Origin of the sequence: Enterobacter cloacae complex sp. SYL003 (assembly GCF_049236925.1) — a bacterium.
GTDB classification, from domain to species: domain Bacteria; phylum Pseudomonadota; class Gammaproteobacteria; order Enterobacterales; family Enterobacteriaceae; genus Enterobacter; species Enterobacter intestinihominis.
The window spans coordinates 156743-172796 of the sequence record NZ_JBMKJK010000003.1 but is presented as its reverse complement, the minus strand read 5'-3'; the positions used below and the strand labels follow the sequence as shown (position 1 = coordinate 172796).

Genomic DNA, 16054 nt, shown 5'->3' with positions numbered 1-16054 from the left:
TTGTTTTTGTCTGTTCGGGGCTAATAATAATCAAATTGAAAGCTTTTAAAGTGTTAATTAGATCTCACAATGAAAGAAAAATGGATTAATTTGAAAGATAATTGGTGGGGCGAATGATTTTCGATGGAAAAAAGCGCGGATTTGCGTTGGGGAGGTGTGTACCGCTTCCTTGAGGTGTTGCGGATGCTTTACCATACTGGGTTCTTACCGAACTCGTTAAATGGATGCCACATGTTCAAGCGTCGTTATGCAGCGCTGTTACCTGCGCTTATTCTCCTGTCCGCCTGTAGTAGCAAACCCAGGACTGAAGCTGTTCAACAAACGGCGGGCGCGCCTTCCGGCGGGTTTCTGCTTGAGCCGCAGCACAATATGATGCAGATGGGCGGCGACTTCGCGAATAACCCTGCGGCCGAACAGTTCATCGATAAAATGGTGAGCAAGCACGGTTTTGATCGCCAGCAGCTGCATGCCATTTTGTCTCAGGCGAAGCGTCTGGACTACGTGCTGCGCCTGATGGACAGGCAGGCGCCGACGGCCCAGGTGCCGACCGGGCCAAACGGGGCGTGGCTGCGCTATCGCAAACAGTTTATTACCCCGGACAACGTGCAAAATGGCGTGGTGTTCTGGAATCAGTATGAAGACGCCCTGAATCGTGCGTGGCAGGTCTATGGCGTGCCGCCGGAGATCATCGTCGGTATTATTGGGGTCGAGACTCGCTGGGGACGCATTATGGGTAAAACCCGCATCCTCGATGCGCTGGCGACGCTCTCCTTCAACTACCCGCGCCGCGCCGAGTATTTCTCCTCTGAACTGGAAACCTTCCTGCTGATGGCGCGAGACGAACAGGACGATCCGTTAGATCTGAAAGGGTCGTTCGCCGGTGCGATGGGCTACGGCCAGTTTATGCCGTCCTCCTATAAGCAGTACGCGGTAGATTTTAACGGGGATGGTCACATCAACCTGTGGGATCCCGAAGACGCCATTGGCAGCGTGGCCAACTACTTCAAAGCGCACGGCTGGACGCCGGGCGGCCAGGTGGCGGTGCAGGCGAACGGCGAGGCGTTTGGTCTGGAAAACGGATTTAAAACCAAATACAGCGTTGCGCAGCTTGCAGCGGCAGGCTTAACGCCGTCGCAGCCGCTGGGCAATGTTGACCAGGTGAGCCTGCTGCGCCTGGATGTCGGAACCGGTTATCAGTACTGGTTCGGACTGCCGAACTTCTACACCATTACCCGCTACAACCACAGCACGCACTATGCGATGGCGGTGTGGCAGCTGGGGCTGGCGGTGTCTCAGGCGCGTGTGCCGGCAGCGTCACCGTTTAGCCAGTAAGTTACCCCGACGGGTAAGCCGGGTAAGGCAACGCCGCCACCCGGCATGGCTGCCCGCACGGTGCGGCCTGATGCCCTCACCCTGACCCTCTCCCACGGGAGAGGGAAGTTTGCAGAAACATTTCGCCACATTCTCATTTCACTCCCGCCGTTTACATCTCAATCGCCTTTCATTATTGTTATGTTATAACATTATTGAATTGAGATATCCATGTCCCTGTTTTCTCTCTCATCCTCGCTTCGGCTGCTGCTGGCGCTGGTGCTCATTCTGTTTCTCGGCCTGGCCGTGCGCTGGGCGGTGGCGTTGCCATGATCGTGATGAACGACCTGGTGGCGGGTTACGATCGCCAGCCCGTTACGCGCGCACTGTCCGGCGTGATTGAACGCGGGAGCATGACCGCCATCGTCGGGGCCAACGGCTGCGGCAAATCCACGCTGCTGAAAACGCTCGCTGGCTTTCTTCCGCCCGTCAGCGGTACGTTTCGCTGGCAGGGGAGACGTCCGGTGGTGGGCTGGCTGGCGCAGCGTCACGCGCTGGAGGCGCAATTTCCTCTGACCGTGCAGGACGTGGTGAGCATGGGCTGCTGGCCAGCAATCTCGCTATTTGCCAGTTTTCGTCGGGATACCCGCATGCGCATTGCCGGCGCGCTTGAGCGCGTGGGGCTGGCGTCCATGGCGTTCTCTACCATAGATGAACTTTCCGGCGGCCAGTTTCAGCGCATGCTGTTTGCCCGCGTTTTGGTGCAGCAGGCGCCGCTGGTGATGCTGGATGAGCCTTTCACCGGCGTCGATGAAGCGACCTGCAACGTGCTGATGGATCTGATGCTGGAGATGTATATGCAGGGGCAGACCCTGCTGGCGGTACTGCACGACAGCGAACGCGTCTCGCGCCACTTCCCACAAACGCTGCGGCTGGATGCTGATACGCCGCACTGGAAAACCGAGCGGGTGAGGGTGGCATGATCTGGCATCTCTTCTTCCAGCCGTTTATTGAGTACGGCTTTATGCGGCGCGCGCTGGTGGTTTGCCTGGCGCTCTCCGTCAGCACCACTGCGCTGGGGGTATTCCTTCAGCTGCGTCGGATGAGCCTGATGGGGGACGCCCTTTCTCATGCCATTTTGCCGGGTGTCGCGGTGGGCTATCTGCTCAGCGGTATGTCGCTTCTGGCAATGACTGTCGGCGGGTTTATTGCCGGGATCGCCGTTGCGCTGGTGGCCGGGCTGGTCAGCCGCCGCACGCCCCTTAAAGAGGATGCCAGCTTCGCGGGGTTTTACCTGGGTTCCCTGGCGCTGGGCGTCACGCTGGTGTCGCTGCGCGGTTCAAATGTCGATCTGCTTCATCTTCTGTTTGGCTCCATTCTCGCCGTGGATAGCGCGTCAGCCCTGTTCGTGACGGGCGTTTGCATGTTCACGCTCCTCACGCTGGCGATGTTTTATCGTGGGCTGGTCAGCGAAGCGTTCGATACCGCGTGGTTGCAGGTGAACGCGCGCTGGCTGCCCGGGATGTTACACGGTCTGTTTCTGGCGCTGCTGGTGCTCAACCTGGTGGCCGGTTTTCAGGTGCTCGGCACGTTGATGGCCGTCGGGCTGATGATGTTACCCGCCGTGGCGGCACGCTGCTGGGTGCGCACCCTGCCAGGGTTACTTCTGATGGCGGGTATCAGCGGTATTTTTTGCGCGTGGCTGGGCTTAAGCCTTTCCTGGGCAGTGAGTCTGCCCGCCGGGCCCTCCATTGTGCTGACCGCCAGCGCATTGTTCTTTATTTCCGTTTTATTTGGCACGCGCAGCAGGCTGGCGGATAGCCTGCGGGCGCTTTTTTAACGCAAGGGGAAACGATGAAACGTACAGGGTTAGCCGTGGCGCTCGCGCTCGGCATGATGACGCACGGCGTAATGGCGAAAACGCTTAATGTGGTGACCAGCTTTTCCATCCTGGGAGACATCACGCAGCAGGTTGGCGGCGATCGTGTGAAGGTGACGACGCTGGTGGGGCCGGACGGTGATCCCCATACTTTCGAACCCTCGCCCAAAGACAGCGCGGCGCTGAGTAAAGCCGACGTGGTGGTGGTCAATGGGCTGGGGCTGGAAGGCTGGCTCGATCGTCTGGTGAAAGCCTCCGGATTCAAAGGCCAGCTGGTGGTTGCTTCGGACGGCGTGAAAACGCACACTCTGGAAGAGGACGGTAAAACCGTGACCGATCCGCACGCGTGGAACAGCGCGGCGAACGGCGCGCTGTATGCGCAAAATATTCTCTCAGGGCTGGTGAAGGCCGATCCTGAAGATACGGCGGCGCTTGAAGCTACCGGTAAACCCTATATTGCGCATCTCTCTCAGCTGGACGGTTGGGCTAAAAAGCGTTTCAGCGACATCCCACAGGCGAAGCGCAAAGTGCTGACCAGCCACGACGCTTTCGGCTATTTCAGCCGCGCCTACGGCGTGACGTTTATGGCGCCGCAGGGGCTGTCGTCTGAGAGTGAAGCCAGCGCGGCGCAGGTAGCGGAGATCATCAATCAGATTAAAGCTGACGGTGTGAAAACCTGGTTTATGGAAAACCAGCTTGATCCGCGCCTGGTGAAGCAGATTGCGACCGCCACGGGCGCCCAGCCGGGCGGTGAACTTTACCCGGAAGCGCTGTCCGCGAAGGGCGGCGTGGCGGACACCTACGTCAAGGCGTTTCGCCACAATGTGGATACCCTCGCTAACAGCATGAAATAAGCGTCTCTCTGGCCGATGCGCCCGCATCGGCTTTTTTCTGAAGCCCCCTCGTAAAACCCGACGCGCATCCCCATATTTGATGAGAAAGTGCTATCTTGTGCTGCATGTTTTTCTAAGGCCTGGAGCGAGAATGACTGACCATGAATTGATGCAGCTAAGCGAAGTGGTGGGGCTGGCGCTGAAACAGCGCGGCGCGACTCTCACGACCGCAGAATCCTGCACCGGCGGCTGGGTGGCGAAAGCAATTACCGATATTGCTGGCAGTTCCGCCTGGTTTGAACGCGGCTTTGTGACCTACAGTAACGAGGCTAAAGCGCAGATGATTGGCGTGCGTGAAGCCACGCTTGAGCAGCATGGCGCGGTCAGCGAGCCGGTGGTGATCGAAATGGCGATTGGCGCGCTGAAAGAGGCGCGCGCAGATTACGCTATCTCCATCAGCGGTATCGCGGGGCCGGACGGCGGCAGCGACGTGAAGCCTGTCGGCACCGTCTGGTTTGGCTTTGCCACCTCAAAAGGTGAAGGGATCACCCGCCGGGAATGCTTCAGCGGCGATCGCGAAAGCGTGCGTCGTCAGGCAACGGAATACGCGTTAAAAACGCTCTGGCAACAATTTCTACAAAATACTTGATACTGTATGATTATACAGTATAATTGCCTCAACAGAACAGAAGTCCATGGTGAAGCGCAGTTGCTTCTCCCGGCATGACAGGAGTAATAATGGCTATCGACGAAAACAAACAGAAAGCGTTGGCGGCAGCACTGGGCCAGATCGAAAAGCAATTCGGTAAAGGCTCCATCATGCGCCTGGGTGAAGACCGTTCCATGGACGTGGAAACTATCTCCACTGGTTCGCTTTCTCTTGATATCGCACTGGGCGCTGGCGGTTTGCCGATGGGCCGTATCGTAGAAATCTACGGTCCGGAATCCTCGGGTAAAACCACCCTGACGTTGCAGGTTGTTGCGGCGGCACAGCGCGAAGGTAAAACCTGTGCGTTTATCGATGCCGAGCACGCGCTGGACCCGGTCTATGCCCGTAAACTGGGCGTTGATATCGACAACCTGCTGTGCTCACAGCCGGACACCGGCGAGCAGGCCCTGGAAATTTGTGACGCGCTGGCGCGCTCAGGTGCGGTTGACGTGATCATCGTCGACTCCGTTGCGGCGCTGACGCCAAAAGCGGAAATTGAAGGTGAAATCGGTGACTCTCACATGGGCCTCGCGGCACGTATGATGAGCCAGGCGATGCGTAAGCTGGCGGGTAACCTGAAGCAGTCCAATACGCTGCTGATCTTCATCAACCAGATCCGTATGAAAATTGGTGTAATGTTCGGTAACCCGGAAACCACCACCGGCGGTAACGCTCTGAAATTCTACGCTTCTGTCCGTCTGGATATCCGCCGTATCGGCGCGGTGAAAGAGGGGGATAACGTCGTCGGTAGCGAAACCCGCGTGAAGGTTGTGAAGAACAAAATCGCAGCACCGTTCAAACAGGCTGAATTCCAGATCCTCTACGGCGAAGGTATCAACTTCCTCGGCGAGCTGGTTGACCTGGGCGTGAAAGAGAAGCTGATTGAAAAAGCGGGCGCATGGTACAGCTACAACGGTGACAAGATTGGTCAGGGTAAAGCGAATGCTATCTCCTGGCTGAAAGAGAACCCGGCGGCGGCGAAAGAGATTGAGAAGAAGGTGCGTGAACTCCTGCTGAGCAACCAGGACTCTAAACCTGATTTCGTGGTCGACGGCGCGGATGCTGAAGAAACCAACGAAGACTTTTAATCCTCTCGGATAAAAATGAAGGGCTGCTGATGCGGCCCTTTTTGCATTTCTGAATCGACAGGTTTTTTATGAGTGAACCGACATCACGCCGACCAGCCTACTCACGCTTGCTGGATCGGGCCGTGCGTATTCTTGCCGTGCGTGACCATAGCGAACAGGAGCTGCGGCGGAAACTGTCAGCGCCCGTCATGAGCAAAAACGGTCCGGAAGACATTGATGCCACCGCGGAAGATTATGACCGCGTGGTTGCCTGGTGCTACGAGCATCACTATCTGGATGATGGCCGTTTTGCCGCTCGCTTTCTTGCCAGCCGTGGTCGTAAAGGCTATGGGCCAGCGCGTATCCGCCAGGAGCTGAACCAGAAAGGTGTAGCCCGTGAATCGATTGAAAAAGCCATGCGCGAAAGTGAAATCGACTGGTGCGAACTGGCGCGTGAGCAGGCGGTACGAAAGTACGGTGAGCCGCTGCCGCGTGAATTTTCAGAAAAAGTTAAAATCCAGCGCTTTTTACTCTACCGCGGCTTCCTGATGGAAGATATTCAGGATATCTGGCGTAATTTTACCGATTGAACGCATGCGGGATTTTACTTCCCACTAAAGAAAACTTATCTTATTCCCACTTTTTCCAGTAGCTGGTCCGTCCAACTGTTTACAGATACAGATCTGCTGCGACATTTCGTTAGCTTGATTTCAGGATAATTATGAGCAAGAGCACCGCTGAGATCCGTCAGGCGTTTCTCGATTTTTTCCATAGTAAGGGACACCAGGTTGTTGCCAGCAGCTCCCTGGTACCGAACAATGACCCGACTCTGCTGTTTACCAACGCCGGGATGAACCAGTTCAAGGATGTGTTCCTTGGTCTCGACAAGCGTAATTATTCCCGCGCCACAACCTCACAGCGTTGCGTGCGTGCGGGCGGTAAACACAACGATCTGGAAAACGTCGGTTACACCGCGCGCCACCACACTTTCTTCGAAATGCTGGGTAACTTCAGCTTCGGCGACTACTTCAAACACGACGCCATTCAATATGCGTGGGAACTGCTGACCGGTGAAAACTGGTTTAATCTGCCGAAAGAGCGTCTGTGGGTGACCGTGTATGAGACCGATGACGAAGCGTTCGACATCTGGGAAAAAGAAGTGGGTATCCCTCGCGAACGTATCATCCGTATCGGTGACAACAAAGGCGCGCCTTACGCGTCTGATAACTTCTGGCAGATGGGTGACACCGGCCCTTGCGGTCCGTGCACCGAGATCTTCTACGATCATGGTGACCACATCTGGGGCGGCCCTCCGGGAAGCGCGGAAGAAGATGGCGATCGCTACATTGAGATCTGGAACATTGTCTTCATGCAGTTCAACCGTCAGGCCGACGGCACCATGGAGCCGCTGCCAAAACCGTCCGTAGATACCGGTATGGGTCTTGAGCGTATCGCGGCCGTTCTGCAACACGTTAACTCCAACTATGAGATTGACCTGTTCAGCACCCTGATCAAAGCCGTTGCCGAAGTGACGGGCGCAACCGATCTGAACAACAAATCACTGCGCGTTATCGCAGACCATATTCGTTCCTGTGCGTTCCTGATTGCTGACGGCGTTATCCCGTCGAATGAAAACCGTGGCTATGTGCTGCGTCGTATCATTCGTCGTGCGATCCGTCATGGCAACATGCTGGGCGCGAAGGACACCTTCTTCTATAAACTCGTTGGGCCACTGATTGGCGTGATGGGCTCTGCCGGTGACGAGCTGAAACGCCAGCAGGCGCAGGTTGAACAGGTTCTGAAAACCGAAGAAGAGCAGTTTGCCCGTACGCTGGAGCGCGGACTGGCGCTGCTGGACGACGAGCTGGCGAAACTCAAGGGCGACACGCTGGATGGCGAAACCGCTTTCCGCCTGTACGACACCTACGGCTTCCCGGTTGACCTGACGGCGGACGTTTGCCGCGAGCGCAACATCAAAGTTGACGAAGCAGGCTTTGAAGCCGCAATGGAAGAGCAGCGTCGTCGTGCGCGTGAATCCAGCGGTTTTGGCGCGGACTACAACGCGATGATCCGCGTTGATAGCGCGTCTGAATTTAAAGGCTACGAAGAGCTGGCTCTGACCAGCAACGTGACCGCGCTGTTTGTTGACGGTAAAGCCGTAGACAGCATTAGCGCAGGTCAGGACGCGGTTGTTATCCTGGATAAAACACCTTTCTATGCGGAATCCGGCGGCCAGGTTGGCGATAAAGGCGAACTGAAAGGCAATGGCTTCAGCTTCAGCGTAAGCGATACCCAGAAATACGGTCAGGCAATTGGTCACCAGGGCAAACTGGTTTCCGGTTCTCTGAAAGTGGGCGAGGGCGTTCAGGCCAACGTTGACGAAGCTCGCCGCGCGCGCATCCGTCTGAACCACTCGGCAACCCACCTGATGCACGCAGCCCTGCGCGAAGTGCTGGGTACGCACGTTGCACAGAAAGGTTCTCTGGTTAACGACAAAGTGCTGCGTTTCGACTTCTCGCATTTTGAAGCGATGAAGCCGTCTGAAATTCGTGCGGTGGAAGACCTGGTGAATGCCCAGATCCGCCGCAACCTGCCAATCGAAACCCACATCATGGATCTTGAGGCAGCGAAGAAGAAAGGTGCGATGGCGCTGTTTGGCGAGAAATATGACGACCGCGTTCGCGTGCTGAGCATGGGCGACTTCTCTACCGAACTGTGTGGCGGTACTCACGCATCCCGCACCGGTGACATCGGCTTGTTCCGCATCGTTTCCGAGTCGGGTACGGCGGCAGGCGTGCGTCGTATTGAGGCGGTGACCGGGGAAGGTGCAATTGCCAGCCTGCATGCGCAGAGCGACCAGCTGCACGAGATCGCGCAGCTGCTGAAAGGCGATAGCCAGAACCTGGGCGAGAAAGTGCGTGTCGCGCTGGATCGTACCCGTCAGCTGGAAAAAGAACTCCAGCAGCTGAAAGAACAGGCTGCGGCGCAGGAGAGCGCAAACCTCTCCAGCAAAGCGGTAGACATTAAGGGCGTCAAACTGCTGGTCAGCGACCTGGCGGGCGTTGAGCCTAAGATGCTGCGTACCATGGTCGACGATCTGAAGAACCAGCTTGGTTCGACGGTTATCGTGCTGGCAACGGTCGCAGAGGGTAAGGTTTCTCTGATTGCGGGCGTCTCTAAGGATGTGACGGATCGTGTCAAAGCAGGGGAACTGATTGGCATGGTCGCCCAGCAGGTGGGTGGCAAAGGTGGCGGTCGTCCGGACATGGCGCAAGCCGGTGGTACGGATGCGGCGGCACTTCCCGCGGCATTAGCCAGCGTTGAAAGCTGGGTAAGCGCGAAACTGTAATAACTACAAAGCACAAGCAGACGCCATAGCGGTAACGTTATGGCGTCTTGCTCACTGCGCTATCGATAACGATAAAGTCAGGTTGAGTTTGTGTATATCGGCTAAACTTACGTTTAACAGAATGTGATGCCGTGACTGCTTACACTTTACGTGTTTGTCATCGCTTACTTTTTGGCGTTATATGATGGATAATGCCGGGATACAAGAGACCCGACTCTTTTAATCTTTCAAGGAGCAAAGAATGCTGATTCTGACTCGTCGAGTTGGTGAGACCCTCATGATTGGGGATGAGGTCACCGTGACAGTTTTAGGGGTAAAGGGTAACCAGGTACGTATTGGTGTTAACGCTCCTAAAGAAGTATCTGTCCACCGTGAAGAGATCTACCAGCGTATCCAGGCTGAAAAATCCCAGCAGTCCAGTTACTGATATTGTCGCGTCTCGCTGTCGGGCGAGACGCAACCCTCCCGCTATTTTTCCTGCATAAAGTTACCGTTCTATTTCAAACGCTTCGTTTTTGACCACTCTCATAATCTTATCTCATCCAAATGACACGCTTCTCTCAACACAAGTCTGTGAAGATGCCTGCAAAATCCGCTTATAAAACACTCTCTTTGCGGCTTTTACATGCGAATTGCGTGCGAATTGTGCAAACGAAAAAAGCATGTGGAAAATTGTTTGACTTATAAGTCCCAGAAAGTAATATATGCGCCACGCAGCGACGAGAAGCTCTTAACGAGTTGCTCGAAGCACTCGAAAGAGGCGTTGTGTGGTGAGGTGGCCGAGAGGCTGAAGGCGCTCCCCTGCTAAGGGAGTATGCGGTCAAAAGCTGCATCCGGGGTTCGAATCCCCGCCTCACCGCCATTTTGCATCCGTAGCTCAGCTGGATAGAGTACTCGGCTACGAACCGAGCGGTCGGAGGTTCGAATCCTCCCGGATGCACCATCTATTACTTCATATTGCTTTCGAAGTGATATGAATATCGAGCAGTACAGTAGTAAATCCCGATGCATCCGTAGCTCAGCTGGATAGAGTACTCGGCTACGAACCGAGCGGTCGGAGGTTCGAATCCTCCCGGATGCACCATCTATTACTTCATATTGCTTTCGAAGTGATATGAATATCGAGCAGTATAGTAGTAAATCCCGATGCATCCGTAGCTCAGCTGGATAGAGTACTCGGCTACGAACCGAGCGGTCGGAGGTTCGAATCCTCCCGGATGCACCATCTATTACTTCATATTGCTTTCGAAGTGATATGAATATCGAGCAGTACAGTAGTAAATCCCGATGCATCCGTAGCTCAGCTGGATAGAGTACTCGGCTACGAACCGAGCGGTCGGAGGTTCGAATCCTCCCGGATGCACCATTTTTTAATTCATATTGCTTTTGAAGTGATATGAGTATCGAGAAGTACAGCAGCAAATCCCGATGCATCCGTAGCTCAGCTGGATAGAGTACTCGGCTACGAACCGAGCGGTCGGAGGTTCGAATCCTCCCGGATGCACCATCTCTTCTTGTGATCCCCTTCGATGTTTAGTTCTTAATCACTCTCATTGTTATCACTTCGCAATCAGCGACAAAAATCCCCTTTTACGATAAAGTAATGCTTTGTTAATCGTTTAGCGAGAGCACGATGTACGCACAGTATGACGGTTTGATCTTCGACATGGACGGCACCCTCCTGGATACCGAACCCACGCATCGTCAGGCCTGGACCGAAGTCCTGGGCCGTTACGGTATGCGCTTCGATTTACAGGCGATGATTGCCCTCAACGGATCGCCCACCTGGCGTATCGCACAGGCCGTGATTGAGCTGAATCAGGCCGATCTCGACCCGCACCAGCTCGCGCGTGAAAAAACCGACGCGGTAAAAGCCATACTGTTAGACACCGTGCAGCCTTTACCACTCATTGACGTTGTCAAGGAGTGGCACGGCCTTCGTCCTATGTCTGTCGGTACGGGCAGCGAGAGCGCGATTGCTGAAGCGCTACTCAAACACCTTGGCCTGCGCCACTATTTTTCTGCCGTCGTTGCCGCCGATCATGTTAAACATCACAAACCCGCACCGGATACCTTCCTGCGCTGTGCAGAATTAATGGGTGTACCACCTGCAAAATGCGTGGTGTTTGAAGATGCTGATTTTGGCATTCAGGCCGCGCGTGATGCCGGAATGGCGGCGGTGGATGTTCGCTTACTGTGAGTGACGCGCTGTCACTCGCTTCATTATTCGCCAGCAGTTTTTTAAGCTCCACCCTCTTACCGGGGAATTCGGAAGTGGTGCTGGTGGCGATGCTGTTGTCCGGCGTGAGTCAGCCCTGGTTGCTGGTCTTAATAGCAACAATGGGTAATAGCCTTGGAGGGCTGACTAACGTTATTCTTGGACGTTTCTTTCCGCTACGCGAAAAATCTCGCTGGCAGGAAAAGGCAGTGGGCTGGCTAAAACGCTATGGCGCTGCCACGCTGTTATTAAGCTGGATGCCTGTAATAGGCGATTTACTGTGTCTGCTGGCGGGATGGATGCGCATCTCCTGGGGACCGGTACTCTTTTTTTTGTGCCTTGGCAAGGCGTTACGCTATGTTTTACTGGCATGGGTAACACTACAGGGTATGACGTGGTGGCACTAATTGGTGGAATGAATTCGCGACCTTCAATCGTCAACCATTACAATTATGCTGAGTGACAATTTTTTGACAGGCGGGAGGTCAAATTGATCCCGGACGTATCACAGGCGCTGGCCTGGCTGGAAAATCACCCTCAGGCACTGAAGGGGATTCAGCGTGGGCTTGAGCGCGAAACGCTGCGCGTAAATGCGGATGGTAGCTTAGCGACTACGGGACACCCGAAGGCGTTAGGCTCGGCGCTGACACATAAATGGATCACAACCGATTTCGCCGAAGCGCTGCTGGAGTTCATTACGCCAGTAGACGGTGATATTGATCATATGCTGACGATCATGCGCGACGTGCATCGCTTCACCGCCCGCAACCTCGGCGACGAGCGTATGTGGCCGCTCAGCATGCCGTGCTATATCGAGCAGGGGCAGGATATCGAGCTGGCTCAGTACGGCACCTCGAATATTGGACGGCTGAAAACGCTGTATCGCGAAGGACTGAAAAACCGCTACGGCGCACTGATGCAGACGATCTCTGGCGTGCACTACAATTTCTCTCTGCCGATGGCGTTCTGGCAGGCGAAGTGCGGTGAAACGGATAAAGAAGCGATCTCCGCGGGCTACTTCCGCCTGATCCGCAACTACTACCGTTTTGGCTGGGTTATTCCGTATCTGTTCGGCGCGTCCCCGGCTATCTGTTCATCGTTCCTGCAAGGGAAACCGACCACGCTGCCGTTCGAGAAGACTGAGTGTGGCATGTACTATCTGCCGTACGCGACCTCGCTGCGCCTGAGCGACCTTGGCTATACCAATAAGTCGCAAAGCAATCTCGGAATTACGTTTAACGATCTGCACGAATATGTGGCAGGCCTGAAGCGGGCGATAAAAACCCCGTCGGAAGAGTACGAAAAAATCGGCCTCGAAAAAGACGGCAAGCGCCTGCAAATTAACACCAACGTATTGCAGATTGAAAATGAACTGTATGCGCCGATTCGTCCGAAGCGCGTGACGCGCAGCGGTGAAACGCCGTCTGATGCGCTACAGCGCGGCGGGATCGAATACATTGAAGTGCGCTCACTGGATATTAACCCGTTCTCACCGATTGGCGTTGACGAGCAGCAGGTTCGCTTCCTTGACCTGTTTATGGTCTGGTGCGTACTGGCGGATGCGCCGGAAATGAGTTCCGACGAACTGCTGTGTACTCGTGCCAACTGGAATCGCGTGATTCTGGAAGGGCGCAAGCCGGGTCTGACGTTAGGTATTGGCTGTGAAACGGCCCAGTTCCCACTGTCTAAGGTAGGGAAGGATCTGTTCCATGACCTGAAGCGCGTAGCCCAGACGCTGGATAGCGTGTACGGCGGCGAAGCTTACCAGAAGGTCTGCGACGAACTGATTGAAAGCTTTGATAACCCGGAACTGACATTCTCAGCACGTATTCTGCGTTCTATGATTGAACAGGGAATTGGTGGCACAGGGCGTTCACTCTCAGCGGAGTACCGTGAGATGCTGATGCAGGAGCCGTTAGAGATCCTGAGCGAAGCGGATTTTGTGGCAGAGCGCGATGCGTCCGTTGTGCGTCAGAAAGAGGTCGAAGCGGCGGATACGGAGTCGTTTGAGGCGTTTCTGGCGAAGCAGGCCTGAACCAAAAGAAAAAGGCCACATCGCTGTGGCCAAAATATACATCTCTGAATTCAGGGATGATGATAACAAATGCGCGTCTTTCATATACTCAGACGCGCATTCTGTAGAAGAGTTCAGTTTATTTTAAAAAAAATCACTATCGGAGGTGACGTATGCCGTTATTAGATAGCTTTACTGTCGACCATACCCGTATGGAAGCACCAGCAGTCCGCGTGGCGAAGACCATGAACACGCCGCACGGCGACACGATCACCGTTTTCGACCTGCGCTTCTGCGTGCCGAATAAAGAAGTGATGCCAGAGAAAGGCATTCACACGCTGGAACACCTTTTCGCCGGATTCATGCGCGACCACCTGAACGGCAACGGCGTGGAGATCATCGATATCTCTCCGATGGGCTGCCGCACCGGTTTCTACATGAGCCTGATTGGTCAGCCTGAAGAGAAACGCGTCGCGGATGCGTGGAAAGCGGCCATGGAAGACGTGCTGAAGGTGAAAGAGCAGAACCAGATCCCAGAGCTGAACGTTTACCAGTGCGGTACTTACCAGATGCACTCTCTGGAAGAAGCTCAGGAGATTGCCCGCCATATCATCGAACGTGATGTTCGTGTAAACAGCAACGACGAGCTGGCCCTGCCAAAAGAAAAACTTCAGGAACTGCACATTTAGTATTGTGCCTGTGGATGCCCGGTGGCGCTTCGCTGACCGGGCCTACAATACTGATGACGACAACCACGGCCAGCTCCGCGCTGGCGACGCCGGTATCGCGATCGTTTTGCGGATGCACGCTGATACAGACGTCGCTGCGGCGGCTGAAGTGGTGGCAGAAATATTCGATCTGGTCGAGATAGACGTTCGGCGTGCTCACTTCGACGTAAGTCTGTCGAGAGCCAGCGCGTGGCGCGGGTGTGTTCAGCATGGTACGCTCCTGTTGTCTTTTCACTCTCGTGAATCAATTTCAGGCGCGCTGCTTTATCGGAACTGACAATCGCTGTCGCGTTTTGGACACGGTGCGGTGTTTTGCCGGATGGCGGCTACGCCTTATCCGGCCTACGTTCGTAGGCCCGGTAAGCGTAGCGCCACCGGGCAACCCGTGCACAGGGCTAGTGCGCTCCACCGCCCCCGCTACCGGCACCAAACGGTGGTTTGGCAAACCACACCAGCCCCAGCAGGACGATGAAGATCCCCGCCGATATCCAGAAAATCTCGTTTGCCGAGATAATCAGCCCCTGGTTGGTGATCTGCTGGGCAAGCCAGCCGGACGCCTGCTGCTCCGTCATCCCCATCCCCTCAAGCTGGCTATACATCTGCTGAGCGTTAGGGTTGAACGGGTTCACCGCTTCGGTCAGCTGGGCATGGTGCATCGCTTCCCGGTTGGTCCACAGCGTGGTGGTGATCGATGTCCCGATGGAGCCCGCCAGCGTACGGGTGAAGTTCGACAGGCTCGATGCCGCCGCCATCCGCTCAGGCGGCAAGCCGGAAAGCGTAATGGTGGTCAGTGGCATAAAGAAGCACGCCACAGCAAAGCCCTGAATAAACTGCGGCCACGCGGAGGCGCCAAAGTCCATTCCCGGTTCAAACGTATACGCGCGCCAGTAGAAGCACACGGCGTACATGATGAAGCTGAACGTCACCAGCCTGCGCATGTCGAGCTTATGGGCGAAACGGCCAATAATCGGCGACAGCAGAACCGGAATTAACCCCACCGGCGCGGAGGCCAGCCCCGCCCAGGTTGCGGTATAGCCGTACACCTCCTGCAACAGCTGCGGCAGCAGAACAATCGCGCCGAAGTAGAGCATATAGGCGAGGCTGATACAGAGGCAGCCGATGGTGAAGTTTCGCGATTTAAACAGCGAGAGGTCGACTATCGGATTTTCGTCCGTCAGTTCCCAGACAATCAGGAAGCTGATGGCAACCACGGCGACCACCGTCAGCACGATGATTTCCGTAGAGGCGAACCAGTCCAGCTCTTTGCCGCGGTCGAGCATGATTTGCAGGCTGCCGATGCCGACAACCAGCAGTGCCAGCCCGATGCCGTCGATCCGCCGCTGTTCGGTCCGCGTTTCGCGACCACGCAGAGACTGTAGCGTCATCAGCACCACCAGCGCACCGATGGGTACGTTGATGAAGAAGATCCAGCCCCAGTGATAGTTATCGCTGATATAGCCGCCGAGGATTGGCCCGCAAATTGGGGCGACAATCACCGTCATCGACCACAGCGCGAGCGCGATGGAGCGCTTGGCGGGCGGATAGTTGTTCAGCAGTAAACTCTGCGACAGCGGAATCAACGGCCCGGCGACAATCCCCTGGATGACGCGGAAGAAAATCAGCATCGTCAGGCTGCTGGACATGCCGCAAGCCCAGGAGGCCAGCACGAACAGGATCGTCGACCAGAGGAACAGCTTCACTTCACCGACGCGCTTCGCCAGCCAGCCGGTGATGGGAATAGAGATGGCGTTCGCCACCCCGAATGAGGTAATGACCCAGGTCCCCTGGCTCAGCGATGAGCCAAGGTTCCCGGCGATCGTAGGGATCGCCACGTTTGCGATGGTGGAGTCCAGCACCTGCATGAATGTCGCCAGCGACAGCGCAATGGTCATAATGACCAGCTGCGCCCCCTCAAGCGGTTTTTGCGGCTTTTGCTGTTGCATAAC

Annotated in this window: 14 protein-coding genes, 6 tRNA genes and 1 pseudogene; 19 read left to right on the top strand and 2 right to left on the bottom strand. The window is 55.6% G+C overall.

Going from position 1 to position 16054, the window contains the following annotated elements; translation table 11 throughout:
- Positions 1-231: 231 nt before the first annotated feature.
- The 19 genes from mltB (at position 232) to luxS (ending at position 14069) form a co-directional block, all read left to right on the top strand.
- Complete coding sequence (gene mltB, locus ACOT1A_RS05390) at positions 232-1332, top strand: lytic murein transglycosylase B (RefSeq protein WP_022649145.1); 1101 nt, start codon at positions 232-234, stop codon at positions 1330-1332.
- 308 nt (positions 1333-1640) lie between these two features.
- Entirely contained in the window at positions 1641-2294 is a 654-nt protein-coding gene (locus ACOT1A_RS05385) for a metal ABC transporter ATP-binding protein (RefSeq protein WP_045621626.1), read from the top strand.
- Positions 2291-3151 carry a metal ABC transporter permease gene (locus ACOT1A_RS05380; protein WP_045621628.1) on the top strand — a complete coding sequence of 287 codons (861 nt, stop codon included), beginning with the start codon at positions 2291-2293 and terminating at the stop codon, positions 3149-3151. The genes ACOT1A_RS05385 and ACOT1A_RS05380 overlap by 4 nt, the downstream gene beginning before the upstream one ends.
- A gap of 14 nt (positions 3152-3165) precedes the next feature.
- Positions 3166-4044: a metal ABC transporter substrate-binding protein gene (locus ACOT1A_RS05375; protein WP_045621630.1), complete on the top strand. Its 879-nt coding sequence runs from the start codon at positions 3166-3168 to the stop codon at positions 4042-4044.
- A gap of 130 nt (positions 4045-4174) precedes the next feature.
- Positions 4175-4672 (top strand): nicotinamide-nucleotide amidase, encoded by a 498-nt coding sequence (pncC, locus tag ACOT1A_RS05370; RefSeq protein ID WP_003862172.1) that lies wholly within the window; start codon positions 4175-4177, stop codon positions 4670-4672.
- A gap of 89 nt (positions 4673-4761) precedes the next feature.
- Entirely contained in the window at positions 4762-5820 is a 1059-nt protein-coding gene (gene recA, locus ACOT1A_RS05365) for a recombinase RecA (protein WP_022649140.1), read from the top strand.
- Positions 5821-5888: 68 nt separating this feature from the next.
- Positions 5889-6389, top strand: a complete 501-nt coding sequence (gene recX, locus ACOT1A_RS05360) for a recombination regulator RecX (protein WP_017382782.1) — start codon at positions 5889-5891, stop codon at positions 6387-6389.
- Positions 6390-6520: 131 nt separating this feature from the next.
- Positions 6521-9148, top strand: coding sequence for an alanine--tRNA ligase (alaS, locus tag ACOT1A_RS05355; protein ID WP_022649139.1), 2628 nt, complete (start codon positions 6521-6523; stop codon positions 9146-9148).
- Between the two features lie 241 nt (positions 9149-9389).
- On the top strand, positions 9390-9575 hold the full coding sequence (gene csrA, locus ACOT1A_RS05350; protein WP_000906486.1) for a carbon storage regulator CsrA: 186 nt from the start codon (positions 9390-9392) through the stop codon (positions 9573-9575).
- Positions 9576-9917: 342 nt separating this feature from the next.
- Positions 9918-10010: transfer RNA gene (locus ACOT1A_RS05345), tRNA-Ser, on the top strand.
- 4 nt (positions 10011-10014) lie between these two features.
- A tRNA-Arg gene (locus tag ACOT1A_RS05340) sits at positions 10015-10091 on the top strand.
- Positions 10092-10155: 64 nt separating this feature from the next.
- Positions 10156-10232: transfer RNA gene (locus tag ACOT1A_RS05335), tRNA-Arg, on the top strand.
- A 64-nt stretch (positions 10233-10296) separates the two neighbouring features.
- Positions 10297-10373, top strand: a tRNA-Arg gene (locus tag ACOT1A_RS05330).
- Positions 10374-10437: 64 nt separating this feature from the next.
- Positions 10438-10514, top strand: a tRNA-Arg gene (locus tag ACOT1A_RS05325).
- Positions 10515-10578: 64 nt separating this feature from the next.
- Positions 10579-10655 (top strand) — tRNA-Arg (locus ACOT1A_RS05320).
- A gap of 126 nt (positions 10656-10781) precedes the next feature.
- A complete protein-coding gene (yqaB, locus tag ACOT1A_RS05315; protein ID WP_023306805.1) occupies positions 10782-11348 on the top strand; it encodes a fructose-1-phosphate/6-phosphogluconate phosphatase in 567 nt (188 codons plus the stop codon).
- A complete protein-coding gene (locus ACOT1A_RS05310) occupies positions 11345-11773 on the top strand; it encodes a YqaA family protein (RefSeq protein ID WP_017692791.1) in 429 nt (142 codons plus the stop codon). Before yqaB ends, ACOT1A_RS05310 begins: the two co-directional genes overlap by 4 nt.
- Positions 11774-11856: 83 nt before the next feature.
- Positions 11857-13401, top strand: a complete 1545-nt coding sequence (gene gshA, locus ACOT1A_RS05305; protein WP_038416576.1) for a glutamate--cysteine ligase — start codon at positions 11857-11859, stop codon at positions 13399-13401.
- Positions 13402-13553: 152 nt separating this feature from the next.
- Complete coding sequence (gene luxS / locus ACOT1A_RS05300) at positions 13554-14069, top strand: S-ribosylhomocysteine lyase (protein WP_003862180.1); 516 nt, start codon at positions 13554-13556, stop codon at positions 14067-14069.
- Between the two features lie 61 nt (positions 14070-14130).
- Here the strand turns inward: luxS and ACOT1A_RS05295 are convergent.
- Both ACOT1A_RS05295 and emrB read right to left on the bottom strand, forming a co-directional pair.
- Positions 14131-14274 (bottom strand): annotated as a pseudogene (locus tag ACOT1A_RS05295) (hypothetical protein); the annotation flags it as partial.
- A gap of 229 nt (positions 14275-14503) precedes the next feature.
- Positions 14504-16051: a multidrug efflux MFS transporter permease subunit EmrB gene (emrB, locus tag ACOT1A_RS05290; RefSeq protein WP_022649134.1), complete on the bottom strand. Its 1548-nt coding sequence runs from the start codon at positions 16049-16051 to the stop codon at positions 14504-14506.
- Between the last annotated feature and the right edge of the window lie 3 nt (positions 16052-16054).

Coding starts and splice junctions, on each gene's coding strand:
- mltB (WP_022649145.1), top strand. CDS start 232: ATGTTCAAGCGTCGTTATGCAGCGCTGTTACCTGCGCTTATTCTCCTG.
- ACOT1A_RS05385 (WP_045621626.1), top strand. CDS start 1,641: ATGATCGTGATGAACGACCTGGTGGCGGGTTACGATCGCCAGCCCGTT.
- ACOT1A_RS05380 (WP_045621628.1), top strand. CDS start 2,291: ATGATCTGGCATCTCTTCTTCCAGCCGTTTATTGAGTACGGCTTTATG.
- ACOT1A_RS05375 (WP_045621630.1), top strand. CDS start 3,166: ATGAAACGTACAGGGTTAGCCGTGGCGCTCGCGCTCGGCATGATGACG.
- pncC (WP_003862172.1), top strand. CDS start 4,175: ATGACTGACCATGAATTGATGCAGCTAAGCGAAGTGGTGGGGCTGGCG.
- recA (WP_022649140.1), top strand. CDS start 4,762: ATGGCTATCGACGAAAACAAACAGAAAGCGTTGGCGGCAGCACTGGGC.
- recX (WP_017382782.1), top strand. CDS start 5,889: ATGAGTGAACCGACATCACGCCGACCAGCCTACTCACGCTTGCTGGAT.
- alaS (WP_022649139.1), top strand. CDS start 6,521: ATGAGCAAGAGCACCGCTGAGATCCGTCAGGCGTTTCTCGATTTTTTC.
- csrA (WP_000906486.1), top strand. CDS start 9,390: ATGCTGATTCTGACTCGTCGAGTTGGTGAGACCCTCATGATTGGGGAT.
- yqaB (WP_023306805.1), top strand. CDS start 10,782: ATGTACGCACAGTATGACGGTTTGATCTTCGACATGGACGGCACCCTC.
- luxS (WP_003862180.1), top strand. CDS start 13,554: ATGCCGTTATTAGATAGCTTTACTGTCGACCATACCCGTATGGAAGCA.
- emrB (WP_022649134.1), bottom strand. CDS start 16,051: ATGCAACAGCAAAAGCCGCAAAAACCGCTTGAGGGGGCGCAGCTGGTC.